Here is a 24,240-nt window from a genome sequence, read left to right as displayed (position 1 = left end):
CATGGCACGCCGTCTTCCACGCAAGGATGTTGCAATCGTCGGCCTCGGCTGGACCGGGTCGATCCTGGCGCTCGAGCTCTGCCGCTCCGGTCTCGACGTGGTCGCGATCGAGCGCGGTCCCTGGCGCGACACTGCGACCGATTTCAACATCGGCACGGCGCCCGACGAGCTGCGCTATGCGGTCCGTCACGACATCTTCTTGCGCACGCGTCAGGAAACGCTGACCATGCGCAACAATTCCTCGCAGACCGCGCTGCCGATCCGCCGCTGGGGCAGCTTCCTGCCCGGCAATGGCGTCGGCGGCGCCGGATCGCATTGGAACGGCCAGACCTGGCGGTTCCTGCCCGACGATTTCCGCATCCGCAGCCACATGATCGAGCGCTATGGCGAGGGCATCATGCCCGAGGGCCATCAGATCCAGGACTGGCCGATGAGCTATGACGAGCTCGAGCCGTTCTACGACAGGTTCGAGCAGGTCCTCGGCATCTCCGGCAAGGCAGGCAACATCAAGGGGCAGATCCAGCCCGGCGGCAATCCGCTCGAGGGCTGGCGTGAGCGCGAATATCCGACCCCGCCGCTGAAGCAGGGCTATTCGCAGGAGCTGTTCACGAAGGCGGCGAAGGAGCTCGGCCTGCACCCGTTCCCGCGGCCCTCGGCGAACCTCTCGTCGGCCTACACCAACCCGTACGGCTGCAGCATGGCGCCCTGCACCTATTGCGGCTTCTGCGAGCGTTTCGGCTGCTCGAACTACTCGAAATCCTCGCCGCAGACCTGCGTCCTGCCGGCGCTGGTGCGCGAGCCCAATTTCGAGGCCCGCACCGAATGCGAGGTCACCAGGGTCAAGCTGTCCGGCGACGGCAAGATGGCGACCGGCGTCGTCTATGTCGATGCCAACGGCGAGGAGTGGGAACAGCCGGCCGATCTGGTGCTGCTGTGCGCCTATGGCCTGTTCAACGTGCGGCTGATGCTGCTGTCCGGCATCGGCAAGCCCTATGACCCGAAGACGGGCGAGGGCGTGGTGGGCCGCAACTACGCCTATCAGACCGGCTCGGGCGCGACCGCGTTCTTCGACAACGTCAACTTCAACCCGTTCGCGGCCGCCGGCTCGCTCGGCGCCGCGCTCGACGACTACAACAGCGACAATTTCGACCATGGGCCGCACGGCTTCGTGGGCGGCGCCTCGATCACCAACGCCTACACCAACGGCCGGCCGATCATGTATCGCCCGACGCCGCGGGGCACGCCGACCTGGGGCTCGACCTGGAAGAAGGCGGTGCGCGAGACCTATCAACGCGTCACCAATGTCGGCGCGCAGGGCAGCGTGATGAGCTATCGCGCCAACTATCTCGACCTCGATCCGACCTATAAGGATCCGCTCGGCCGGCCCTTGATGCGGATGACGTTCGACTATCAGCCAAACGAGATCAAGATGGCCAACTGGATGGCCGAGCGCTGCAACGAGATCGCCAAGGCGATGGGCGCCAAGACCACCCAGCTCAACCGGCTCAACACGCCGTGGTCGACGGTGCCCTATCAGAGCACGCACAACACCGGCGGCACCGTCGCCGGCACCGATCCCAAGACCAGCGTCTTGAACCGCTATCTGCAAAGCTGGGATGTCCCGAACGTGTTCGTCATGGGCGCGTCGACCTTCCCGCAGAACGCCGGCTACAACCCGACGGGGACCGTTGGAGCGCTGGCGTATTGGGCGCTCGACGCCATCCAGAGCAAATATCTGAAATCACCTGGGGCCCTCGTGCAGCAATGAGTGCGAACGTGAACAAAAACTGGATCGGGCGCAGCCCGTGGCTGCGTCGGATGCCGGCGCGTGGGATCGTCGCGGCGGCGCTGCTTGCCATGCCCGCGGCCGCAATGGCCGACTCCGACACGTTCGTGGAGGCGAGCCGCGGCCGGGCGCTGGTGACCGCGGGCGACTGCGTCGCCTGCCACACCGCGCCGGGCGGCACGCCGTTCGCCGGCGGGCTCGCGCTGCAGACGCCGTTCGGGGCGATCATGACGCCGAACATCACGCCGGACAACACCACCGGCATCGGCAGCTGGACCGCGGACGATTTCGCCCGCGCCATGCATGAGGGCAAACGCCCGAACGGGACGCGGCTCTATCCGGCATTCCCCTACACTTATTACACCAAGGTGACGCGGGCGGATTCGGATGCGATCTTCGCCTATCTGCGGACGCTGGAGCCGGTCTCGAACAGCGTCGACCGCAACACGCTGCCGTTCCCGTTCAGCATCCGCAGCTCGATGGCGGTGTGGAACGGAATGTTTTTCACGGCCGGCGAGTTCAAGCCGGACCCGGGCAAATCGGAGGAGTACAACCGTGGCGCCTATCTGGTCGAAGGCCTCGGCCATTGCGGCGCCTGCCATACCCCGCTCAACGCGCTCGGCGCCAACAAGGCCGATCGCTATCTGCAGGGCGGCCAGATCGACAGCTGGACCGCGCCGAACATCACCAACGACATGCACGCCGGGCTCGGCAAATGGTCGATCGATGAGGTCGTGCAATATCTCAAGACCGGGCAGGCGCGCGGTGTGATTGCCAGTGGTCCGATGAAGGACGTCGTCGAGAATTCGACGGCGAAGATGCCGGATGCGGATCTGAAGGCGATGGCGGTCTATCTCAAGGACCGCGGCGCAGCCGGCACGCCGGCTCCGAACCCGGTTGCTGCGAGTGACGGCCGCATGAAGGTCGGCGAAGCGATCTTCGTCGACACTTGCGCGGCCTGCCATGTCCGCTCCGGCGAAGGCATCGACCGCGTGTTCCCGAAGCTCGCAGGCGCGACGGTCGTCACGCAGGAGGATCCGGCCTCGCTGATCCATGTCGTGATCACAGGCGGGCAGGCGGCGGCAACGGCGACGCATCCGACCGCGCCGACCATGCCCTCGTTCGGCTATCGCCTGAACGACGAGCAGATCGCGGCGGTCGTCACCTATGTCCGCAACAGCTGGGGCAATGCGGCGTCTCCCGTGACGGCGGATGCCGTCAAGACCATCCGCGGCAAGGTGACCGGCGCGGCGGACTAGCGGCCGGATGAGCGGCCATGGCCGGCGCTTGCGCCGGCGTGGCCCGCTACCCATCTGATGTGGCGAAGGAAATTTCGCCATGTTGGACTTTACCTCCGATCTCGCCGGCGACTCGCTGTCGCCGGCGCAGGCGTCTCAATCGGCAGCCCCCGACGATCGGGGCTTGCTCGACGCCTATTCCAATGCCGTCATCGACGTCACCGAGCGCGTCGGTCCCGCCGTCGTGCGCGTCGAGACTGGCTCCAAAGCCGGCTCGCGCGCGGAGCGCGGCGGGCTCGGCTCGGGCATCGTGATCTCGCCGGACGGCCTCGTGCTGACCAACAGCCACGTGGTCGGCACCTCCAAGTCGATCCGGCTGCGTGACATTGAGGGCGTCGTCACCGACGCGCAGGTGCTCGGCGTCGATCCCGACACCGACCTGGCGCTGCTGCGCGCCAACCATGCCCGTGACCTGCGCTACGCGTCGCTCGGCAATTCCAAGAGCCTGCGCCGCGGCCAGCTGGTGGTCGCGATCGGCAACCCGCTCGGCTTCGAATCGACGGTCACGGCCGGCGTCGTCTCGGCGCTGGGCCGCTCGATCCGCTCGGTCTCGGGCCGGATGATCGAGGACGTCATCCAGACCGACGCCGCGCTCAATCCCGGCAATTCCGGCGGCGCGCTGGTGTCGTCGGCCGCCGAGGTGATCGGCATCAACACCGCCATCATCCAGGGCGCGCAGGGCATCTGCTTTGCGGTCGCCAGCAACACCGCGCAATTCGTGCTGTCGGAGATCATCCGCCACGGTTATGTCCGCCGCGCCTATGTCGGCGTGTCCGGCCAGACCGCGCCGGTGCCGCGGCGTCATGCGGTGCTGGCCGGCGTCGAGAACAAGATGGGCGCGCTCTTGATGCAGATCGAGCCGGACGGGCCCGCGGCACGCGCCGGCCTGTTGCCGGGCGACGTCGTGATCAGGCTCGACGGCGTCGACATCAACGGCGTCGACGACCTGATCCGCGTGCTCGACCGGGACCGCATCGGCCGCACCGTGGCCATGGACGTGCTGCGGCTCGGCCGGCTGCGCGGCATCGACATCCATCCCGTGGAGCGCAAGCCGGCGGCAAGAGGTTGATACATCGCGAGAGCATCGTGCTTGCGATGACCGGCACAGCGGGGCGCGCTGTTCGATACAGCGCCCTCGCCCCTTGTGGGAGAGGGCATGGACGGCCCATCCAAGCGCTCGCTTGGGTGAGGGGTATGTCTCCGCGAGTCGCGTTCGTGGAGAGATACCCCTCACCCGACCGAGTTCGCTGCACCGTCCTACATGCCCTCTCCCACAAGGGGAGAGGGCGCAATCATTGGCGTGCGGCATCTTCTCGAACAGTTCGTAGTTCGTAGTACGTAGGGTGGGCAAAGCAGCCGCCCGCAGGGCGGTCGCGTGCCCACCATGTTTTGGCGCGGGCAGAGGCGATGGTGGGCACGGCGCGCGATGGAATGTGGCTCGTCGCGCAGTTCGGCGGCGCGCCTTTGCCCGCCGAGAAGTTGGTCGGCGGCGCGTTGTTCGATACAGCGCCCTCGCCCCTTGTGGAGAGGGCATGGACGGCCCATCCAAGCGCTCGCTTGGGTGAGGGGTATCTCTCCGCGAGTCGCGTTCGTGGAGAGATACCCCTCACCCGACCGAGTTCGCTGCACCGTCCTACATGCCCTCTCCCACAAGGGGAGAGGGCGCAGTCATTGGCGTGCGGCATCTTGAACAGCTCGTAGTTCGGGTGGGCAAAGCAGCCGCCCGCAGGGCCGTCGTGTGCCCACCATGTTTCGGCGCGGGATGTTTCGGCGCGGGCAGAGGCGATGGTGGGCACGGCGCGCGATGGAGTGTGGCTCGTCGCGCAGTTCGGCGGCGCGCCTTTGCCCGCCCTACGGCAGCGTCGCTCGGCGTTGTCTGGTTCACGGTCTCAAACAGCACGTACGTGTCAGCGCGTTCTCGCGGCACGTCATGCCCGAGGCTTGCGATCAGTTCGTCCCTCGCAAACGGTGCAGAGGGCGCAGGGAATGCCGGGTGAAGGCCTCACCCATGGCCCGCCTGCGAAAAGAATGCAGGCGGCAGGTACCACAGGCAAGGCCGATCATCCGGCATTCCCTGCGCGACGGTCTTCACGCTTATACGCAGTCTCCCTGGTGCGCCGGGCTTGTTGGCCACCATGCCGCGACAATGCTTGCGCATTGCGCGGGTGATACCAGCGTCGGGGTATCAGGACGCTGCGACTTCACGTCCACGGTCCAACCGTTCGTCGGCGCGCCCGAAGACACGCTGCGGCAGACCGCGGCCATCGCATCCCCACCTCGCGTGTCGTGACGATCGCGCGCTACGCCCCTCTGCGGTGAGGCGGGATGGGCGGAGATAATCATGAATTCGGAAAAATAGCAAGACATTCTTTTGCGGAAATTCTCTGCTCGATCTTTACGAGCTTGTCGGCGCCGCGTCTGCGCGTAGCCAATGATTGTGCCCTCTCCCCTTGTGGGAGAGGGCTACACCGTCGGTAGCCACAGACACGTTCGGGTGAGGGGTTCGTGCCACACACGCATGCCTCAGCCCGTGGCAACCCCTCACCCGGTTTCCATGCTCCGCATGGAAACCACCCTCTCCCACAAGGAGAGAGGGTGCACCGCATTCGCGGCGCGAGTTGTTTCGATGTCAGGCGCCACCAACTTCGTTCTCATCGCATGCGATTGTCGTAACTGGCGGAGACGGTGCATGCGCGGCAGGGCGCGTGACTCACGGGATCGACGCGCAGGTCGTCCGCCCGCGTCTACCCCCCGACATCCGCGCTGATGATGTCGCCGAACAGGTCCCATTTGCCGCCCTTGAACTGCATCATCTTGAGCTGCTCGATCGGGGCGAAATCGTTGGGGCCGGTGTTGACCTTGATGCCGGGGATCAGGGTGTCCGGCGCGAAATCCTTCAAGGAGGCGGCCTGCTTCATGACGTTCTCACGGGTGAGGTTGTCGCCGCACTGCTTCAGGGTCTGCACCATGGTCTGCGCCGCGGCATAGCCATAGGCGAGGTTGGCGTCGGAGATGTTGGCGCCGGGCATGTACTTGTCGATGAAGGCCATGAACTTCTTCATGCCCTCGTCGTCCTTCCACTGCGGATCCGACGGGTCCTTGAGATATCCGGCGGACAGCACGCCTTCGGAGGCGTCGAGGCCGGCCGGCTTCATCACGGCGCCGATCGAGATCGAGACGTCGGTCATCAGGTGCATCGGCTTCCATTCCAGCTCGGCGATCTTCTTGATCGCCTGGGCGGCGAATTTCGGCGTGGAGATGTTGACGAACACGTCGGCGCCGGTGCCCTTGAGCTTGACGATATGCGAATCGATCGACGGCTCGGTGGTCTCGTAGCTTTCCTCGGCCACGATCATCGTCTTGGCCTTGTCGCCCAGCACTTCCTTGATACCGAGGACGTAGTCCTTGCCGAAATCGTCATTGGCATAGAAGATCGCGATCTTCGCGTTCGGCTTCTCCTTCAGGATGTACTTGGCGAAGATCCGCGCCTCGACGCGGTAGCTGGGCTGAAAACCCATGGTCCAGGGGAATTCCTTCGGGTCGTTCCACTTGCTGGCGCCGGTCGCCAGGAACAGCTGCGGCACCCTCTTGGCGTTGTGATATTTCTGCACGGCGGTCTGGGTCGGCGTGCCCAGCGCGTTGAACACCAGGAACACCTCGTCGCTCTCGATCAGCTTGCGCACCTGCTCGACCGTCTTCGGCGGGCTGTAGCCGTCGTCATAGGAGATGAAGTTGATCCGGCGGCCGTTGATGCCGCCCTGATCGTTGATCATCTTGAAATAGGCTTCCTCAGTCTTGCCGATGATGCCGTAGGCCGATGCCGGGCCGCTATAGGCCTCGACATTGCCGATCCTGATCTCGGTGTCGGTGGCGCCGGTGTCGTATTTCTTCTGCGCAAGCGCGCCGTGACTGGCGAGGACGGAGAGGGCGGCTGCGGCCGCAAAAGAGAGCAGAGTCCTGGTCGTGATCGGCGACATTCCCTGGGCTTCCTCTTGGTTGGTTTTGTGATTGCCGTTTCTTGGTCTTGAATTGCTTCTTCGGCTTGCTTCTTTGGCTTGTTTCCTGGCCTGTGGCAGCGGCGACCATGGATGGCCGCTGGTCGGGAGCAAGTGGGCAGATGTGTGCGATGCACTGTCTTGCGTCCAGGCGCTGGCTCCGGGAAGCGGCGGGGCCATCCGCCGAGTCTGCAGGTGATTTCGCCGGTCAGCCACTCGACGCAAGTTGATACCGTCGCATCCAGCGCATCTTCTTCAGCGCACGAAGCAGGACCCCGACAGCGCCATGACCAAGAGCCCGTTCTACACGGCCGAGCACGAGGCCTTCCGCGACGTCGTCAGGCGCTTCGTCGACAAGGAGATCGCGCCGTTCGCGAACGCCTGGGACGAGGCTGGCGAGTTTCCGCGGGCGCTGTATGCGAAGGCGGCCGAGATCGGCCTGCTCGGCCTCGGCTTCCCCGAGGAGTTCGGCGGGGTGCCGTCGGATCAATTCATGCACATCGTCGCCTCGCAGGAGCTGGCGCGGGCCGGCTGCGGCGGCGTCAGCGCCAGCCTGATGAGCCATTCGATCGGCGCGCCGCCGATTGCGCGCGCCGCCAAGCCGGAGGTGAGGGCGCGGGTGCTGCCGGAGATTCTCGCCGGGCGGAAGATCTCGGCGCTCGCCATCACCGAGCCGAGCGGCGGCTCGGATGTGGCGAACCTCAGGACCAAGGCGGTCCGCGATGGGGACCATTACGTCGTCAGCGGCGAGAAGACGTTCATCACCTCGGGGATGCGCGCGGACTACATCACCGTTGCGGTGCGTACCGGCGGGCCGGGCGCGGCCGGCGTCAGCCTGCTGCTTGTTTCCGGCGACACGCCCGGGCTGACCCGCACCAGGCTCAACAAGATGGGCTGGTGGGCGTCGGATACCGCGACCTTGCATTTCGACGGCTGCCGTGTTCCGGCGGAGAACCTGATCGGCGAGGAGGGCCAGGGCTTCAAGCTGATCATGCACAATTTCAATTCTGAGCGCATGGGCATGGCGGCGAGCTGCACGGCGTTCGCCCGCGTCTGCCTCGACGATGCGATCGGCTACGCGAAAGAGCGACAGACCTTCGGCAAGCCCCTGGCGCAGCACCAGGTCATCCGGCACAAGCTGGTCGACATGGCACAGCGCGTCGCGGCGTCGCAGGCGATGCTGGAAATGCTGGCGTGGCGGCTCGGGCAGGGCGACAATCCCGTCGCCGAGATCTGCATGATGAAGAACCAGGCGACGCAGACCATGGCCCATTGCGCCTCCGAGGCGGTGCAGATCTTCGGCGGCGCCGGCTTCATGCGCGGCATCCGGGTCGAGCGGATCTATCGCGAGGTCAAGGTCAATGCGATCGGCGGCGGCACCGAGGAGATCATGAAGGACCTGGCCAGCCGGCAGATGGGATTGTGATAAGGGATTTGCTGTGGAGACTATCCCGATGTAGCCGTCCTTCGAGACGCCCGCCTCCGGTGGGCTCCTCAGGACGAGGACTTTCTTTGTGGCGAGCAGCAGACCCTCATGGTGAGGAGCGCCACCTTGGCGCGTCTCGAACCATGAGGCCCGAATGTATCTTGAGGTCTGCTGACCTCGCCCCGGAATGACAGGGAATGAAACATGCTCTTCACCGCCGACCATGACGAACCGCGCCGCATCCTGCAGAAGTTCATCGCCGCGGAGATCAACCCCCATGTCGATGAATGGGAGGAGGCCGGCATCTTCCCGGCGCATGAGCTGTTCAAGAAGCTCGGCGATCTCGGCTTTCTCGGCCTCAACAAGCCGGTCGAGTTCGGCGGCCAGGGGCTGGACTATTCCTACGCGCTGATGATGGCGGAGGAGCTCGGCGCCATCAATTGCGGCGCGATTCCGATGGCGATCGGCGTGCAGACGGACATGGCGACGCCGGCGCTGGCGCGGTTCGGCTCCGACACCGTGCGCAAGGAGTTTTTGGCGCCGGCGATCTCGGGCGACTACGTCGCCTGCATCGGCGTCTCCGAGCCCGGCGCGGGCTCCGACGTCGCCTCGATCAAGACCCAGGCGCGTGGCGATGGCGATGACTACGTCATCAATGGCGGCAAGATGTGGATCACCAACGGCACCCAGGCGGATTTCATCTGCCTGCTCGCCAACACCAGCGACGGGCCTGTTCACCGCAACAAGTCGCTGATCTGCGTGCCGATGAAGAGCAAGGGCGTGCAGGTCGCGCGCAAGCTCGACAAGATGGGCATGCGCTCGTCGGACACGGCGCAGATCTTCTTCGACAATGTCCGAGTCCCGAAGCGCAACCGCATCGGCGAAGAGGGGCAGGGCTTCACCTATCAGATGATGCAGTTCCAGGAGGAGCGGCTGTGGGCCGGTGCCGCCTGCCTGAAGGCGCATGAAGCGATCATCAATGCGACCATCGAGTACACCCGCAACCGCAAGGCATTCGGCCGCTCGATCCTCGACAACCAGGTCGTCCACTTCAAGCTCGCGGAGATGCAGACCGAGGTCGAGCTGCTGCGCGCGCTGACCTATCAGGCCGCCGAGGCGCTGATCGCGGGCGAGGACGTGACGCGGCTCGCGACCATGGTCAAGCTCAAGACCGGCCGGCTCGGGCGCGAGCTCACCGATGCCTGCCTGCAATATTGGGGCGGCATGGGCTTCATGAACGAGACGCCGGTCAGCCGCGCCTATCGTGATTCGCGCCTGAGCTCGATCGGCGGCGGCGCCGACGAAGTCATGCTCACCATCCTGTGCAAGATGATGGGAACGTTGCCGGGCCCGGCCAAGGGGAATGCCTGATGATCACGCTTTATCATTGCGACGGCGCCCGCTCGTTCCGCCCGCTGTGGATGCTGGAGGAGCTGGGGCTGGCGTATGAGTTGAAGATGCTGCCGTTCCCGCCGCGGGTGTTCGCCAAGGAGTACCTGGCGATCAATCCGCTCGGCACCATTCCCTTCCTGATCGACGGCGAGACGAAGATGACGGAGTCCTCCGGCATCTGCCATTATCTCGGCGTCAAGCACGGCCCGACGCCGCTGATGGTCGGGCCCGACGAGGCGGCCTACGGCGCGTTCCTGAACTGGATGTATTTCTCCGACGCCACGCTGACGTTCCCGCAGACGCTGGTATTGCGATACACGCAGCTCGAGCCGGAGGAGCGGCGCTCGGCGCAGGTCGCGACCGACTATGCCAAATGGTTTCTCGGCCGGCTGCGCGCGGTGGAGGCAGCCACGGCCAATGCCGAGTTCTTGTGCGCCGGCCGTTTCACGGCCGCCGACATCGTGATCGGCTATGCGTTGCGGCTGGCCGATACGCTCGGGCTTGCCAAGGATTTCGGCCCGAATGTGGCGGCGTATTGGGCGCGGCTGCAGCAGCGTGACGGCTACCAGCGGGCCCTCGCGGCCGAGCAGCGCGCCGGCGCGGAGCAGGGCATCCCGCCGCGGGTCCGCGGTTGAGCAATTCTGACCACGCGGGCCCTTAACCGCGACAATAATTGACACGTGATCGCCGATGACAGCGGCGCGAATTGCGCTATGGTTCGTTCCCAAAGAAGCGGCCGACAGAGCCGCGTCTCAGGAGGAAGACCATGGATGTGACCCGCCGGGACTCCGGCCATCTCATGCTGATCACGCCCGAGCGCGTCTTCTACGCCGGGCTGCTCGGCCGTCCCCGCCAGCGCTGCTCGGGCGCGTTCCATATCTATGTCGCGCTGACCGGCAGTCTGCGGCTGCTGGCCGACGGCGCCGAACCGCGCAGCGGCGAATTGCTGGTCGTGCCGCCGAACAAGCCGCACACCATCGAGAGCGATTATCGCACCGTCATCGTCGTGACCATCGAGCCGGAGAGCGTGCCGATCGGCACGCTGGACCGCTTCGCCAGCAAGGTCACCCGCGAGGCCGAGGCCTTCGCCTGCCGCATCCGCGCCGCCTATGAGGAGCTGGTGCAGCGGCCGCTCTCCGGCGACGTCACCAGCGCGATCTTCGACCGGCTATGCTTCGGCGAGGTGCTGCCGCAGCGGACGCTCGATCCGCGCGTGGTCAAGGCGATCGGCCTGATCAGCCGCTTCTCCGGCGAGCCGGCGACCGCCGAGAGCTGCGCCGCCGCGGTGGGCTTGTCGACCTCGCGCTTCCTGCATCTGTTCAAGGAGGAGACCGACATCTCCTTCCGCTCGTTCCGGGCCTGGAAGCGCGCGCGACATCTCTTGAACTATGCCAACCAGGATCTCAACCTCGCGCATCTCGCGCAGGACATCGGCTATCCCGATTCGACGCATTTCAGCCATTCGATCCGCCGCTTCTACGGCCTGAAGCCGCGCGCGATCTTCTCGGGCTCGCGCGATCTCGCGATCTATCGCAGCGGCGAGGCCGCCTTGACCTGAGCCGGCTTCGCTGCGCGCCGCGTCAGCGCCGCGCGCAGCGGAAACTTCGACAGTTCGAGCACGATCAAGGTGGCGAGGCCGGCGCCGACGGTCACCGCGAGATCGTCGGCATGCAGAGGGCCGAACCGGAACAGGGCCGCCGCCACCGGCCAGGTCAGGCTGGTCGCGAGCACGGCGACGACGATCGCGATCACCAGCAGCAGCACCCGGTTGGGCCGCGTGAAGGCGTCGCGCAGCGAGCTCGAGAACGAGCGGTTGACGAAGACGAGGCTGACGATCACGAACACCAGCGCGAAGAACACCAGCGCGCGGATCTCGTCCTCGGGCATGCCGGCCCGGCTCGCCATCAGCAGCACACCGGATGTCGCGAGCAGCGCCAGAATGCCCTGCAGCGCGCCCCACAGCACGAGCGCGCGCGGCAGCAGCGGCTCCAAGGGATCGCGCGGCGGCCGCTGCATGACGTCGTGCTCCTCGATCTCGGCCTCGAACACCAGCGAGCAGACGGGATCGATGATCATCTCCAGGAAGGCGATGTGCACGGGGCCGAGCAGCAGCGGCAGCCCGGTCACGAGCGGCAGCAGCGCGAGGCCGGCGATCGGAAAATGCACCGCGAGGATGAAGCACATCGCCTTGCGGAGGTTGTCGTAGATCCGCCGGCCCAGCCGGATCGCCTTCACGATCGAGCCGAAATCATCGTCGAGCAGCACGATCGCCGAGGCCTCGCGCGCAACATCGGTGCCGCGGCCGCCCATCGCGATGCCGATATGCGCCGATTTCAGCGACGGCGCGTCGTTGACGCCGTCGCCGGTCATCGCGACGATCTCGCCATCGGCCTTGAGCGCGTCGACGATGCGCAGCTTCTGCTCGGGCATGATGCGCGCGAACGCCGTCGGCGTGCGCGCCGCTTGCGCCAGGGCGTCGTCGTCGAGGGTCGAAAGCTCGGCGCCGGTGATGACACGCTCCGGATCGAGTCCGGCCCGCCTCGCGATCGCGGCGGCGGTCGCCGGATAGTCGCCGGTGATCATGATGATGCGGATGCCGGCGGAGCGGCATTCGGCGACGGCGGCGGGCACCTCCGGCCGCAGCGGATCGGCAAAGCCTGCGAGGCCGCAGAGCGTGAAGGGAAACGCCTGCTGCGCCTCCGGCAATTCGGCCTCGTCCCAGCTGGCCCACGCAATGCCGAGGACGCGCAATCCGTCGGCGGCCATGGTCTCGACCTGCGCCTGCAATTCGGACAGCGCGGCGCCGGTGATGCCGCAGAGACCGGCGATGGCCTCCGGCGCGCCCTTGGCAGCGGCCACGACCTCGCGTCCGCCTGAGGACCACACGTTGGTCATCGCGAGCAGCTCGGGACGCAGCCCGTAGCGCCGCAGCAGCTTCGTGCCTGGGATCTCGGCGCCGATCGCCTGCAATGCCTTCTCCATCGGATCATGCGACTGCGGATCGCAGGCCAGCACCGCCGTGGCGACGAGGTCGCGGAATTCCGGCGTCACGGCGTCCGGCGATGCGGCTGTGGGCGCGAGCACCGCGCCGTCGCGCCGCATCAGGCTCGCCACCGTCATCCGGTTCTGCGTCAAGGTGCCCGTCTTGTCGGTGCACAGCACCGTGGCCGCACCGAGCGACTCGATCGCCGAGGCGCGTCGCGTCAGCACCCGCGCCTGCGAGATGCGCCAGGCGCCCATCGCCATGAACACGGTGAGCACCAGCGGGAATTCCTCGGGGAGCATCGACATGCCCAGCGCAATGCCCGCGAGCACGCCGTCGAGCCAGCCGCCGCGATACACCGCATAGAGCACGACCGTGATCGCAACCACGATGCCGCCGCCGATCGCGAACACCGTGACCAGCCGCGTGGTCTGCTGCTGCAGCCGCGGCGTTTCCGTCTCCACGGCGGTCACCGCCTGGCCGATTCGTCCGATCGCCGTGTGCGGCCCGGTGGCGGTCACCTCGGCGAGGCCCGTTCCGCGCACCACGAGGCTGCTGGAGAACACCAGCGGCTGATCGTCGCCGCCCGCGGCCTGGCTCGCGACGGTCTCCCCGCCCGCGGCAGCGCGCTTGCGCACCGGAACCGACTCGCCGGTCAGCAACGACTCATCGGTCAGCAGATCGTCGCATTGCCGCAGCACCGCATCGGCGGCGACGCGGTCGCCCTCTGTGAGCACGATCAGGTCGCCGCGGACGACCTCGCGGCCGGCGATGCGCATCTGCTCGCCGTCGCGGATCACCAGCGCGCGCGGGCTGGAGAGATCGCGCAGCGAGTCCAGCACGCGCTCGGTGCGCGCCTCCTGCACGATGGTGATGACGATCGAGGCCGAGGCAAAGACGCCGAGCAGGATCGCCTCGGCGTGGTCGCCGAGCAGCAGATAGATGCCGGCGCCGGCGAGCAGCAGCGCCAACATCGGCTCCTTCAGCACGTCCGCGATGAGACGGAGGACCGAGCGGCTCCGGGCCTGCTGCAGCTCGTTGAAGCCTTCGGCCTGCAGGCGCGCGGATGCCTCGGCCGCGCTCAGCCCGACCGGGCCGATGGAAGCAGTCTGTAAGCCGGCTGGCATGGCACCCTCGATGACGGTCGTCGCAACTGCATAGCGCGGCCCCTCGCCCTGGGCTTGACGCAAAGCAATATCGGCAGGGTTAGTTCCTGTCAGCCAGTCAACGCAAGCAGATCGACCGCAATATTCCCATGCTGCGGATCATCAGCGCATCCGGTGTTGCGCGCGTCAGACCGAACGAGTGCCATGAGCGACAAAGCCGTCATCACCTGCGCGCTCAACGGCGTGCTCACCGATCCCAGGCAGCATCACGTGCCGGTCACGCCGGAGGAGATGGCGCGCGAGGCGCGCCGCGCCTATGACGCGGGTGCGTCGATCATGCACATCCATCTGCGCCAGCAGGCGCCGGGCAAGGGACATCTGCCGTCGTGGGAGGTCGCGGTCTCGCGCGAGATCCAGCAGGCGATCCGCGAGGCCTGTCCGGGCGTGGTCATCAATCACACCTCGGGCGTCTCCGGGCCGAACTATCAGGGCGCGCTCGACTGCATCAGGGAGACGCGGCCAGAGATTGCCGCGTGCAACGCCGGCTCGCTCAACTATCTCAAGGTCAAGGCGGACAACAATTGGGCCTGGCCGCCGATGATGTTCGACAACTCGGTCGAGAAGATCCAGGACTATCTGGCTGTCATGAAGGACGCGCGGACGATTCCGGAGTTCGAATGCTTCGACGTCGGCATCGTGCGCTGCGTCGGCATGTATCGTCAGACCGGGATGTACGCAGGTCCGCTCGAGTATAATTTCGTCATGGGCGTCGCCTCGGGCATGCCCGCCGATCCGGAGCTGTTGCCGATCCTGTTGAAGCTGAAGCTGCCGGAGGCGCATTGGCAGGTCACGGCGATCGGCCGCGCCGAGATCTGGCCGCTGCACCAGCGCTGCGCCGAACTCGGCGGCCATCTGCGCACCGGGCTCGAGGACACGTTCTATCTCAGCGACGGCACCAAGGTGAGCTCGAACGGCCAGCTGATCGAGGCGATCGCCGCCTGCGCGCGCCGCGCGGGTCGCGAGATCGCGAGCCCAGCCGAGGCGCGGCAGATGTTTGGGGCAATCAACTGACGCCGGATACTCCGTCATTGCGAGCGCAGCGAAGCAATCCAGAGCTGCGTGTGACGCCCCTGGATTGCTTCGTCGCCTTCGGCTCCTCGCAATGACGCGGATGGAGAGGGACTAAAGCCATGACCAACCTCGATGCCACCGGCGGCGTAGTCGGGCCGGGCCGGATCGGCCGGGTCGCCATCGGCGATCTCCTGAAGCGCGCGGCGCGGCGGTTTCCGGATCGCGTCGCGATCACCGATGGTGGCCGGCAGGTGACCTTCACCGAGCTGGAGCGCGATGCCAACCGGTTCGCCAATTATCTCGTGGCGAAGGGGCTCAAGCCGGGCGAGAAAATCTCGACGGTCTGCAACAATTCGGTCGAGTTCGTCAAAGCGCTGTTCGGCATCCATCGCGCCGGTCTCGTCTGGGTGCCGGTCAATACCATGCTCGGACCGGCCGACATGGACTACATCCTCGGCCACGCCGAAGTCCGCTTCGCTGTTATCGACGACAATCTGCACGCCCAGCCGGAGCGCCGTGCGGCGCTGGAGAAACGCGGCGTCGAGCTGGTCGCGGTCGACCTCACCGGCACGGCCAGGGACGCCGGGCTCGCCAGTTTCAACGACCTCATCCAGGGCCAGTCGGAGATCGAGCCGGAGATCGAGATCAACGATCGCGATCTCGCGATGATCATCTACACCTCCGGCACCACGTCGCGGCCCAAGGGCGCGATGCATTGCCATCTCGCGGTCGTCATGGCGGTCATGAGCAACTGCATCGAGATGCAGCTGTCGCGCGACGACGGCATCACCGGGCAGTTCCCGCTGTTCCATTGCGCCGGCCATGTGCTGCTCTTGAGCTATCTCTCGGTCGGCGGCCGCATGGCGCTGATGCGCGGCTTCGACCCGGTCGCCTGCATGGCGGCGATCGTGCGCGACCGCCTCACCGTGTTCGTCGGCCTGCCGCTGATGTACCAGGCGATCCTCGATCATCCCCGCCGCAAGGAGTTCGATCTCTCTCATCTGCGCACCTGCCTCTACACGATGGCGCCGATGAGCCGGCCGCTGCTGGAGCGCGCGATCAAGGAGCTGTGCCCGAATTTCGTGCTGACCAGCGGCCAGACCGAGATGTATCCGGCGACGACGATGTCGCGCCCCGAGGTGCAGCTCAACCGGTTCGGCAATTACTGGGGCGAGTCGCTGTTCGTCAACGAGACTGCCATCATGGACGATGCCGGCCATCTGCTGCCACCGGGCGAGATCGGCGAGCTGGTGCATCGCGGGCCCAACGTGATGATGGGCTACTACAAGGATCCCAAATCGACCGAGGAGGCCCGCAAGTTCGGCTGGCACCACACCGGCGACCTCGCCGTCATCGACAAGGGCGAGGTGCTGTTCCTCGATCGCAAGAAGGACATGATCAAGTCCGGCGGCGAGAACGTGGCCTCGGTCAAGATCGAGGAGACCCTGCTGGCGCATCCGGCGGTGCAGAACGCCGCCGTAGTCGGCCTGCCGCATCCGCAATGGGGCGAGGCGGTCTCGGCCTTCGTCAAGCTCAAGCCCGGCGCGCAGGCAAGCGAGACCGAGCTGCTCGAGCATTGCCGCAAATCGCTCGGCGGCTTCCAGGTGCCGAAGCTGGTGCGCGTGCTCGAGGAGATGCCGATGACCGCCACCGGCAAGCTGCGCAAGGTCGAGCTGCGCCAGGCCTATGGCGAGCATTTCACGGCGACGAGCGCGTGAGGCGTGCCACAAATTCCATCGTCATTCCGGGATGCCCCAAGGGCCAGGCCCGGAATCCATACTCACGATCGTGGTTATGGATTCTCCGACGCGCAAATGCGCGTCGTAGCTCGCGCTTCGCGAGCCCCGGAATGACGATTAATAGCGAGATCGTTGCCCATGGCCATTATCGACAACACCATCTCTCCCACCGGCGCGGCCTTCCAGGCCAATCGCGACGGCATGCTCGGGCTGATCGCGCGGATGCGCGATCTCGAGGCGCGGACGCGCAATGCGTCCGCCGCGGCGAAGGACCGCTTTCACCAGCGCGGGCAGTTGCTGCCGCGTGAGCGCGTCGCGCTCGTGCTCGATCCCGGCGCGCCGTTCCTGGAACTGTCGACCTTGGCCGGCTACATGTTCGACACGCCGGATCCGGCCAGGAGCGTCCCGGGCGGCGGCGTCGTCGCCGGCATCGGCTTCGTCTCCGGCGTGCGCTGCATGGTCTCGGCCAATGATTCCGGCATCGATGCCGGCGCGCTGCAGCCCTATGGGCTCGACAAGACGCTGCGGGTGCAGGAGCTGGCGCTGGAGAACAAGCTGCCTTATTTGCAGCTGGTCGAGAGCGCGGGCGCCAATCTCCTTCGCTACCGCGTCGAGGATTTTGTCCGCGGCGGCAACATCTTTCGCAACCTGGCGCGACTGTCGGCGGCGGGCCTTCCCGTCGTCACGGTGACGCATGGCTCGTCGACCGCGGGCGGCGCCTATCAGACCGGCCTGTCGGACTACATCGTCATGGTGCGCGGCCGGACCCGGGCGTTCCTGGCCGGACCGCCGCTGCTGAAGGCTGCCACCGGCGAGATCGCCACCGAGGAGGAGCTCGGCGGCGCCGAGATGCACACCGCGATCTCCGGCCTTGGCGACTACCTCGCCGAGGACGACCGCGATGCGCTGCGCATCGCGCGCGAGATCATGGGCAAGCTCAATTGGGATCGGCCGCCGCATGACGCATCCCCGGCGAAGCCGCCACGCTACGACCAGGACGAGCTGCTCGGCATCATGCCGCTCGACCACAAGCGCCCCGTCGACATGCGCCAGGTCATCGCGCGCATCGTCGACGATAGCGACTTCGTCGAGATGTCGCCGAATTACGGCCCGGCCACGGTCTGCGGCCATGCCCGCATCGAAGGCCAGGCGATCGGCATCGTCACCAACAACGGCCCGCTCGATCCGGCCGGCGCCAACAAGGCGACGCATTTCATCCAGGCCTGCTGCCAGAGCCGCACGCCGATCCTCTATCTCAACAACACCACCGGCTACATGGTCGGCCGCGCCTATGAGGAGGCCGGCATGATCAAGCACGGCTCCAAGATGATCCAGGCGGTGACCTCGGCGACGGTGCCGCAGATCACGATCTATTGCGGCGCCTCGTTCGGCGCCGGCAATTACGGCATGTGCGGCCGCGGCTTCCATCCGCGCTTCTGCTTCTCCTGGCCCAATGCCAAGACGGCGGTCATGGGCGGCGAGCAGGCCGCGGAGACGATGGCGATCGTGACGGAAGCGGCCGCCGCACGCCGCGGCAAGCCGGTCGAGCGCGACAAGCTCGACGCCATGAAGGCGCAGATCATCGGCGTGTTCGACAGCCAGATGGACGTGTTCGCGACCTCGGCGCGCCTGCTCGACGACGGCGTGATCGATCCGCGCGACACCCGCGCCGTGCTCACGGAGGTGCTGGCGGTCTGCCGCGAGGCGGAGGCGCGTGAACCGCAGCGCATGCAGTTCTCGGTGGCCCGGCCATGAGTGGAGAGAGGCAGACGATGTCGCGCAGGCCGTTCCACAAAGTGCTGATCGCCAACCGCGGTGAGATCGCGTTGCGCGTTATGCGCACCGCGCGCCGGCTGGGCTATGGCGTGGTGGCGGTCTATTCCGACGCCGATGCCGACGCTCCGCATGTGCGGCTTGCCGATCAGGCGGTCCGCATCGGTGCGCCGCCGCCGGCACAGTCCTATCTCAACATCGCGGCGATCATCGCGGCCGCCAAGGCGACCGGTGCGGACGCCGTGCATCCCGGCTACGGCTTCCTCGCCGAGAACGAAGACTTAGCGAAGGCCTGCAGGGAGGCCGGGCTGGTCTTCATCGGTCCGTCGCCCGAGGCGATCAAGGCGATGGGCAACAAAGCCGGCGCCAAGGTGATCATGAGTTGCGCCGGCGTGCCCTGCGTGCCCGGCTATCAAGGCGAGGATCAGGGTGACGAGGCGATGTTGCGCGAGGCGCGGCGTATCGGCTTTCCGGTCATGATCAAGGCGGTTGCCGGCGGCGGCGGCCGCGGCATGCGGCTGGTGACGGATGCGGCTGCGTTCCCCGATCTGCTGCGCAGCGCGCGCTCGGAAGCTGCGGCTGCGTTCGGCGACGGCACCGTCATCCTGGAGAAGGCGATTGCCAATCCGCGCCATATCGAGATCCAGGTGTTCGGCGATGTCAGTGGCAACGCCGTGCATCTCGGCGAGCGTGACTGCTCGGTGCAGCGGCGGCATCAGAAGCTGATCGAGGAGGCGCCGTCGCCGGCGGTCGGGCCGGAGCTGCGGGCGCGCATGGGCGCGGTGGCGGTGCAGGCGGTCAAGGCGCTCGGCTATGAGGGCGCCGGCACGCTGGAGTTCCTGCTCGACGGCGACGGCCAGTTCTACTTCATGGAGATGAACACGCGGCTGCAGGTCGAGCATCCCGTGACGGAGGCGCTCACCGGCCTCGACCTCGTCGAGTGGCAGCTGCGCGTCGCCGCCGGTGAGCCGCTGCCGCTGCGCCAGGACGAGATCAGGCTCGACGGCCACGCCATCGAGGTGCGGCTTTGCTCGGAGGATGCGGCGAACGACTTCATGCCGCAATCCGGTCGGATGGCGCTGTGGCGGATGCCGGGTGCGATCCGCGTCGAGCATGCGCTGGAGTCCGGCGCGCAGATTCCGCCCTTTTACGACTCGATGATCGCCAAGCTGATCAGCCATGGCGCTACCCGGGACGAAGCGCGGGCAAGGCTGATTGCCGGCTTGGAGCAGGCCGCCGCGCTGGGCGTGACGACCAACCAGGCCTTCCTGCTATCATGCCTGCAGCATCCGGCCTTCGCGGCGGGCAAGGCCACCACCGCCTTCATCGGCGCGCATCGGGACGAACTGCGCGCCGCGGCCGTCGATGCAGAGGCCATCGCGCTCGCCGCGCTGCTGCTCTCGGTCAGCCACCCGCTGGCGCATCCGGTCCGCGGCGGCCGTTCGTTGGCGGCGGCTTTTGCAACGCCGCTCCGCTTCGAGATCGGCGGCGAGGTGAGGGAGTGCGAGCTGCTGCGCGAGCGCGACGGGAGCTATTGCGTGGCCTACGACGGGGCCGAGCATCGCTTCGATGTCATGGCGTTCGAAGGCGATACGCTTCGCGTCCGTCACGCCGGCATCGCGGAGAGTTTGCGCTTCGTGCGAGACGGTGACCGGCTGTTCGTTCAGCATCGGGGCCAGACGCTGGCGCTGCGCGATCTGACGCTGGCCGCGCCGCAGTCCGCGGCCGTTGCCGGCGGCGATGGCAAAGTCCGCGCGGCGCTCAACGGTCGCGTCGTCGCGGTGCTGGTGAAGCCGGGCGATCGCGTCGCGGTGGGACAGCCCGTCGTCACGCTCGAAGCCATGAAGATGGAGCACGTCCACGCCGCCGGCATCGCCGGAACGGTCGCGACGATCGACGTATCCGAGGGCGACCAGGTGACCACGGGCCGTATCGTGGCGGAGATCGCGGGGTGATTGCTGGACCGAGCGGCTGGGTTGCGGGCCAGATCTGCGCGAAGCCACGACCGGCTGGTCGCAGCGCCTGTGAGGCCACATCTCGTGGCTTGCCCGTTACAACTCGTCCCGGATGCGGGCGACGTCATTGCGGTTTCCAACATCGGCGCCGGCGCAACGCCGCCGCCTCTTCCCGCATGTTGACATCATCGCCGTCCCGCCGATGATACCCCCACAACAATGACGACCGGGGAAGACACGCCATGACGCAGCCAGATCTCGTGATCCGCGGCGGAACCATTGCTGACGGTTCGGGCGGCGAACTCCATGAGGCCGATGTTGCGATCGCGGACGGCCGCATCATCGCGGTCGGCAAGGTCGGCGTGAGCGGCCGCGAGGAGATCGACGCGAAAGGAAAGCTGGTGACGCCCGGCTTCGTCGACGTCCACACCCATTATGACGGTCAGGTCACCTGGAGCCACGACATCTCGCCCTCGTCGCAAAACGGCGTCACCACCGCGATCATGGGCAATTGCGGCGTCGGCTTCGCGCCCTGCCGGCCCGCCGATCATCAGCGGCTGATCCAGCTGATGGAGGGCGTCGAGGACATTCCCGAGCCGGTGCTCGAAGCCGGCATTCCCTGGGAATGGGAAAGTTTTCCGGACTACATGGAATGGCTCGGCAAACGCACGTTCGATCTCGACATCGGCGCGCAATTGCCGCATGCGGCGCTGCGCGTCTATGTGATGGGCGAGCGCGGCGCACGGCGCGATCCGGCCACAGCGGAGGACAACCGCGCCATGGCGGCGCTGGCGCGCGATGCGGTCACCGCCGGCGCGCTCGGCTTCTCGACCTCGCGCACGCTCAATCACCGGACATCGACCGGCGACTACACGCCGACGCTCAAGGCCGGCGAGGACGAGCTGACGACCATCGCGCAGGCCATGCACGGCGCCGGCCGCAGCGTGCTGCAATTCGTGCTCGACATCTCCACCATCCACGAAGACCTGCCGATGATGCTGCGCATCGCCGAGCAGACCAAATGCCCGATCTCGTTCTCGGTGACGCAGAACGACCGCGCGCCGCAGCGCTGGCGGCAGACGCTGGCCGAGATCAACGCGGCCGCCGCGCGCGGCCTGTCGGTGACGGCACAGATCGCGGCGCGCCCGGTCGGGCTGCTGCTCGGGCTCGAGCTGTCGCGCAACCCGCTGCAGACGCATCCGAGCTACCAGGCGATCGCGCATCTGCCGCTGGCGGAGCGCGTCGTTCGGATGCGCGATCCGCAAGTGCGCGCGGCGATCCTGAGCGAGCAGGCCAGCGCCACCGACGATCCGCTGTTCTTCAAGCCGAACTACGACAAGATGTACCTGCTCGGCGATCCGCCGGATTACGAGCAACCGCCGGAGCAGGCGCTGGGCGCACAGGCACGTGCGCGCGGCTGCCGGCCGGAGGAACTGGCCTATGATGCGATGCTGTCGGACCAGGGCCGCGGCATGCTCTACGTGCCGTTCCTCAATTATGCCGACGGCAATCTCGACGCCACATATGAGATGCTGCGCGATCCCAGGAGCGTGCCCGGTCTCAGCGACGGCGGCGCGCATTGCGGCATCATCTGCGATGCCAGCTTCCCGACCTATCTGCTGACGCACTGGACGCGGGACCGCAAGCGCGGCGACAGGCTGTCAATTCCTTTCGTCGTCGCCGCGCAGTCGCGCAAGACCGCGCTCTCCGTCGGCCTCGACGATCGCGGCCTGATCGCGCCCGGCTACAAGGCGGATGTGAACGTCATCGACTATGACCGGCTGCATCTGCATCCGCCCAAGGTGCATTACGACCTGCCGGTCGGCGGCCGCCGGCTGATGCAGCAGGTCGACGGCTATGAGGCCACCATCGTCTCCGGCGTGGTGACGCGCCGGCACGGCGAAGCCACGGGGGCACGGCCGGGGCGGCTGGTCAGGGGCGCACGGGCCGGCGTGCATTGAAGGCTCGATCTTACTTGGCTGTCAGGCCCGAGCGGCCATCAAGTCCTCAGGTGTCGTCCCGGACAAGTGCGCGGTACGCGCGCGCCGATCCGGGACCCATAACCCCAGGGAGTTGTTCGGGGCACGATACCGGCTCCATCTCGCCCGGCCACGACCGCCGCGGCGTATGGATCCCGGGTCGGCGTCCGCCAACGCTTTCGCGTTGTCGGACTTGCCCGGGACGACACCGGTTGTAAGGCCCGTGTCGGTGTAGACCGGCGCGACGCCAACGGCCGACGGGGCCTCTCGTAGAGGGCTGGCGATCAACGTTGCGCAGCGACAGTTCACGCGAATTCCGGCGCCACACCTTGCTGCGCGTGCAGGCGGGCGCGTTCGGTGTTCGGCCACAACAGCGCGAGGCCAAGCAGGCCGGACAGCACCATGATCACGGCGTTGATGGTGTAGCCGGACAGGTAACCTTCGAGCACGCTCTCCGAGGTCTGGATCATCCTGCCCATCACCACCGGCGCGATGATGCCGGCGAGCGTGTAGAGCGCGCCGTAGATCGCCATGACGGCGCCTCGCTGCGTCACCGGCGTGAACTCGCCGATCATCGGCGGACAGACCACATAGATCGATCCGCACAGGCCCCCGCCGACGACCAGCAGCGCGATCCGCGCCGTCGCGCTTTCCACATGCGGCATGCACGCGAGGAGGATGCCGCCCAGGATCAATGGCGTCGCGCCGAGCACGCCGCGGGCCATGCGCGTGGAGACGCCGCGCGCCATCAGCAACTGTGACAGAAAGCCCGTGGTCAGCACCACGCAGGCGCCGAAGATCCAGGGCAGGATCGAGATGAAGCCGGCCTGCTGCTGTGAGAAGCCGAGGCCCTTGATCACGAACGGCGTCATCCAGGTCAGCCCCAGCGACAGCGCCCAATAGGCGCCGAAGGTCGCGGCGACGCAGCCGACGAAGGTGCGTGAGGTCAACAATCGCAGATAGGGCACACGCTGCTCGCGCAATGCGGCCGTCTCGATCTCGGCCAGCGGTCCCTCCTGGCCGAGCCACAGCCACGCTGCACTCCAGATCAGGCCGACGATGCCGAGCGCGCCGAACGCATAGTGCCAGCCGTAGTTCACGATCACGAAGTTCAGCGCGGGCACCGCAAGGATCACGCCGAAGGCAGAGCCCTGCGACAGGATCGCCGTGGGCATCGCGCGCTTCTCGTCCGGAAACCATTTGTAGATCGCGTGCACGGCGACCGACGCCGCAGGACCTTCGCCGGCACCGAGAATGATGCGGCAGACCAGCAAGGTGGTGAAGCCGACGGTGCCGACCATCGGGAATTGCGCCACCGCCCAGATCAGCGCCAGCACCAGCAGCACCCAGCGCGTCGGCACCTTGTTGACGACGAAGCCTATGATGATGGCCGAGATCGAGAACAGGAAGAAGAACGACGAGCCGAGCAGGCCGAACTGCTCGGCGTCGAGGTTCAGCTCGGTCATGATCGGCACGCCGGCGAGCCCGACCACGATCTTGTCGGCGAAGTTCACCAGCATGAACAGGAACAGCAGGAAGGTGATCTTCCAGGCGCCCTTCGGCGTGGACGGCGAGCTTGCGCGGGCTTCGAGCGACATTGGCGCGGCCATGGTCCTTCCCCGTCCTTTTGTGATCCGCCCCTGTCGTCCGGGCGTTTCGACGATGCTACCAACGAAGCGGCCGGACAAGCAACCGGCGTGACGCGCAAGTCGTTGCTGCAACGCGAGAATCCGCCTC

15 protein-coding genes are annotated in these 24,240 nt (G+C 66.7%); 12 read left to right on the top strand and 3 right to left on the bottom strand.

Annotation, left to right across the window (positions count from 1 at the left end):
• The first annotated feature begins 1 nt into the window (after nt 1).
• From ACQR1B_RS05705 to ACQR1B_RS05695, 3 genes are all read left to right on the top strand, one after another.
• Nucleotides 2-1,768 (top strand): GMC family oxidoreductase, encoded by a 1,767-nt coding sequence (locus tag ACQR1B_RS05705; protein WP_434835320.1) that lies wholly within the window; start codon nt 2-4, stop codon nt 1,766-1,768.
• 8 nt (nt 1,769-1,776) lie between these two features.
• Nucleotides 1,777-3,045: a c-type cytochrome gene (locus ACQR1B_RS05700; RefSeq protein WP_434835319.1), complete on the top strand. Its 1,269-nt coding sequence runs from the start codon at nt 1,777-1,779 to the stop codon at nt 3,043-3,045.
• A 79-nt stretch (nt 3,046-3,124) separates the two neighbouring features.
• The gene (locus tag ACQR1B_RS05695; protein WP_434835318.1) at nt 3,125-4,153 is read left to right on the top strand and encodes a S1C family serine protease; all 1,029 of its coding nucleotides are present in this window, start codon (nt 3,125-3,127) and stop codon (nt 4,151-4,153) included.
• A gap of 1,675 nt (nt 4,154-5,828) precedes the next feature.
• On the opposite strand, the gene ACQR1B_RS05690 is transcribed toward ACQR1B_RS05695, so the two are convergent.
• Complete coding sequence (locus ACQR1B_RS05690; RefSeq protein WP_434834263.1) at nt 5,829-7,061, bottom strand: ABC transporter substrate-binding protein; 1,233 nt, start codon at nt 7,059-7,061, stop codon at nt 5,829-5,831.
• A 304-nt stretch (nt 7,062-7,365) separates the two neighbouring features.
• Between ACQR1B_RS05690 and ACQR1B_RS05685 the strand changes: the two genes are divergently transcribed.
• From ACQR1B_RS05685 to ACQR1B_RS05670, 4 genes are all read left to right on the top strand, one after another.
• A complete protein-coding gene (locus ACQR1B_RS05685) occupies nt 7,366-8,505 on the top strand; it encodes an acyl-CoA dehydrogenase family protein (RefSeq protein WP_434834264.1) in 1,140 nt (379 codons plus the stop codon).
• A 204-nt stretch (nt 8,506-8,709) separates the two neighbouring features.
• Nucleotides 8,710-9,876 (top strand): acyl-CoA dehydrogenase family protein, encoded by a 1,167-nt coding sequence (locus ACQR1B_RS05680; protein ID WP_434834265.1) that lies wholly within the window; start codon nt 8,710-8,712, stop codon nt 9,874-9,876.
• Nucleotides 9,876-10,532 carry a glutathione S-transferase family protein gene (locus ACQR1B_RS05675; RefSeq protein ID WP_434834266.1) on the top strand — a complete coding sequence of 219 codons (657 nt, stop codon included), beginning with the start codon at nt 9,876-9,878 and terminating at the stop codon, nt 10,530-10,532. The genes ACQR1B_RS05680 and ACQR1B_RS05675 overlap by 1 nt, the downstream gene beginning before the upstream one ends.
• Before the next feature lie 131 nt (nt 10,533-10,663).
• Nucleotides 10,664-11,455 carry a helix-turn-helix domain-containing protein gene (locus ACQR1B_RS05670; protein WP_434834267.1) on the top strand — a complete coding sequence of 264 codons (792 nt, stop codon included), beginning with the start codon at nt 10,664-10,666 and terminating at the stop codon, nt 11,453-11,455.
• Here ACQR1B_RS05670 and ACQR1B_RS05665 read toward each other — a convergent pair.
• A complete protein-coding gene (locus tag ACQR1B_RS05665) occupies nt 11,425-14,007 on the bottom strand; it encodes a cation-translocating P-type ATPase (protein ID WP_434834268.1) in 2,583 nt (860 codons plus the stop codon). The genes ACQR1B_RS05670 and ACQR1B_RS05665 overlap by 31 nt on opposite strands.
• A gap of 183 nt (nt 14,008-14,190) precedes the next feature.
• Between ACQR1B_RS05665 and ACQR1B_RS05660 the strand changes: the two genes are divergently transcribed.
• The 5 genes from ACQR1B_RS05660 (at nt 14,191) to ACQR1B_RS05640 (ending at nt 22,485) form a co-directional block, all read left to right on the top strand.
• The gene (locus tag ACQR1B_RS05660; RefSeq protein WP_434834269.1) at nt 14,191-15,057 is read left to right on the top strand and encodes a 3-keto-5-aminohexanoate cleavage protein; all 867 of its coding nucleotides are present in this window, start codon (nt 14,191-14,193) and stop codon (nt 15,055-15,057) included.
• Nucleotides 15,058-15,176: 119 nt separating this feature from the next.
• Nucleotides 15,177-16,775 carry an AMP-binding protein gene (locus ACQR1B_RS05655; protein WP_434834270.1) on the top strand — a complete coding sequence of 533 codons (1,599 nt, stop codon included), beginning with the start codon at nt 15,177-15,179 and terminating at the stop codon, nt 16,773-16,775.
• A 159-nt stretch (nt 16,776-16,934) separates the two neighbouring features.
• Nucleotides 16,935-18,551: an acyl-CoA carboxylase subunit beta gene (locus ACQR1B_RS05650; RefSeq protein WP_434834271.1), complete on the top strand. Its 1,617-nt coding sequence runs from the start codon at nt 16,935-16,937 to the stop codon at nt 18,549-18,551.
• A 17-nt stretch (nt 18,552-18,568) separates the two neighbouring features.
• A complete protein-coding gene (locus ACQR1B_RS05645; RefSeq protein ID WP_434834272.1) occupies nt 18,569-20,524 on the top strand; it encodes an acetyl-CoA carboxylase biotin carboxylase subunit in 1,956 nt (651 codons plus the stop codon).
• A 242-nt stretch (nt 20,525-20,766) separates the two neighbouring features.
• On the top strand, nt 20,767-22,485 hold the full coding sequence (locus ACQR1B_RS05640) for an N-acyl-D-amino-acid deacylase family protein (RefSeq protein WP_434834273.1): 1,719 nt from the start codon (nt 20,767-20,769) through the stop codon (nt 22,483-22,485).
• Between the two features lie 323 nt (nt 22,486-22,808).
• On the opposite strand, the gene ACQR1B_RS05635 is transcribed toward ACQR1B_RS05640, so the two are convergent.
• Complete coding sequence (locus tag ACQR1B_RS05635; RefSeq protein WP_434834274.1) at nt 22,809-24,113, bottom strand: MFS transporter; 1,305 nt, start codon at nt 24,111-24,113, stop codon at nt 22,809-22,811.
• Between the last annotated feature and the right edge of the window lie 127 nt (nt 24,114-24,240).

This window comes from Bradyrhizobium oligotrophicum (assembly GCF_051168495.1).
Lineage (GTDB): Bacteria > Pseudomonadota > Alphaproteobacteria > Rhizobiales > Xanthobacteraceae > Bradyrhizobium > Bradyrhizobium oligotrophicum_A.
The sequence above is the reverse complement of the archived record's forward strand: the minus strand, read 5'-3'. Positions and strand labels throughout refer to the sequence as shown.

What these genes read in the sequence shown, in the direction of transcription:
- ACQR1B_RS05705 (WP_434835320.1), top strand. Translation starts at nt 2, where the DNA reads ATGGCACGCCGTCTTCCACGCAAGGATGTTGCAATCGTCGGCCTCGGC.
- ACQR1B_RS05695 (WP_434835318.1), top strand. Translation starts at nt 3,125, where the DNA reads ATGTTGGACTTTACCTCCGATCTCGCCGGCGACTCGCTGTCGCCGGCG.
- ACQR1B_RS05690 (WP_434834263.1), bottom strand. Translation starts at nt 7,061, where the DNA reads ATGTCGCCGATCACGACCAGGACTCTGCTCTCTTTTGCGGCCGCAGCC.
- ACQR1B_RS05685 (WP_434834264.1), top strand. Translation starts at nt 7,366, where the DNA reads ATGACCAAGAGCCCGTTCTACACGGCCGAGCACGAGGCCTTCCGCGAC.
- ACQR1B_RS05680 (WP_434834265.1), top strand. Translation starts at nt 8,710, where the DNA reads ATGCTCTTCACCGCCGACCATGACGAACCGCGCCGCATCCTGCAGAAG.
- ACQR1B_RS05675 (WP_434834266.1), top strand. Translation starts at nt 9,876, where the DNA reads ATGATCACGCTTTATCATTGCGACGGCGCCCGCTCGTTCCGCCCGCTG.
- ACQR1B_RS05670 (WP_434834267.1), top strand. Translation starts at nt 10,664, where the DNA reads ATGGATGTGACCCGCCGGGACTCCGGCCATCTCATGCTGATCACGCCC.
- ACQR1B_RS05665 (WP_434834268.1), bottom strand. Translation starts at nt 14,007, where the DNA reads ATGCCAGCCGGCTTACAGACTGCTTCCATCGGCCCGGTCGGGCTGAGC.
- ACQR1B_RS05660 (WP_434834269.1), top strand. Translation starts at nt 14,191, where the DNA reads ATGAGCGACAAAGCCGTCATCACCTGCGCGCTCAACGGCGTGCTCACC.
- ACQR1B_RS05655 (WP_434834270.1), top strand. Translation starts at nt 15,177, where the DNA reads ATGACCAACCTCGATGCCACCGGCGGCGTAGTCGGGCCGGGCCGGATC.
- ACQR1B_RS05650 (WP_434834271.1), top strand. Translation starts at nt 16,935, where the DNA reads ATGGCCATTATCGACAACACCATCTCTCCCACCGGCGCGGCCTTCCAG.
- ACQR1B_RS05645 (WP_434834272.1), top strand. Translation starts at nt 18,569, where the DNA reads ATGTCGCGCAGGCCGTTCCACAAAGTGCTGATCGCCAACCGCGGTGAG.
- ACQR1B_RS05640 (WP_434834273.1), top strand. Translation starts at nt 20,767, where the DNA reads ATGACGCAGCCAGATCTCGTGATCCGCGGCGGAACCATTGCTGACGGT.
- ACQR1B_RS05635 (WP_434834274.1), bottom strand. Translation starts at nt 24,113, where the DNA reads ATGGCCGCGCCAATGTCGCTCGAAGCCCGCGCAAGCTCGCCGTCCACG.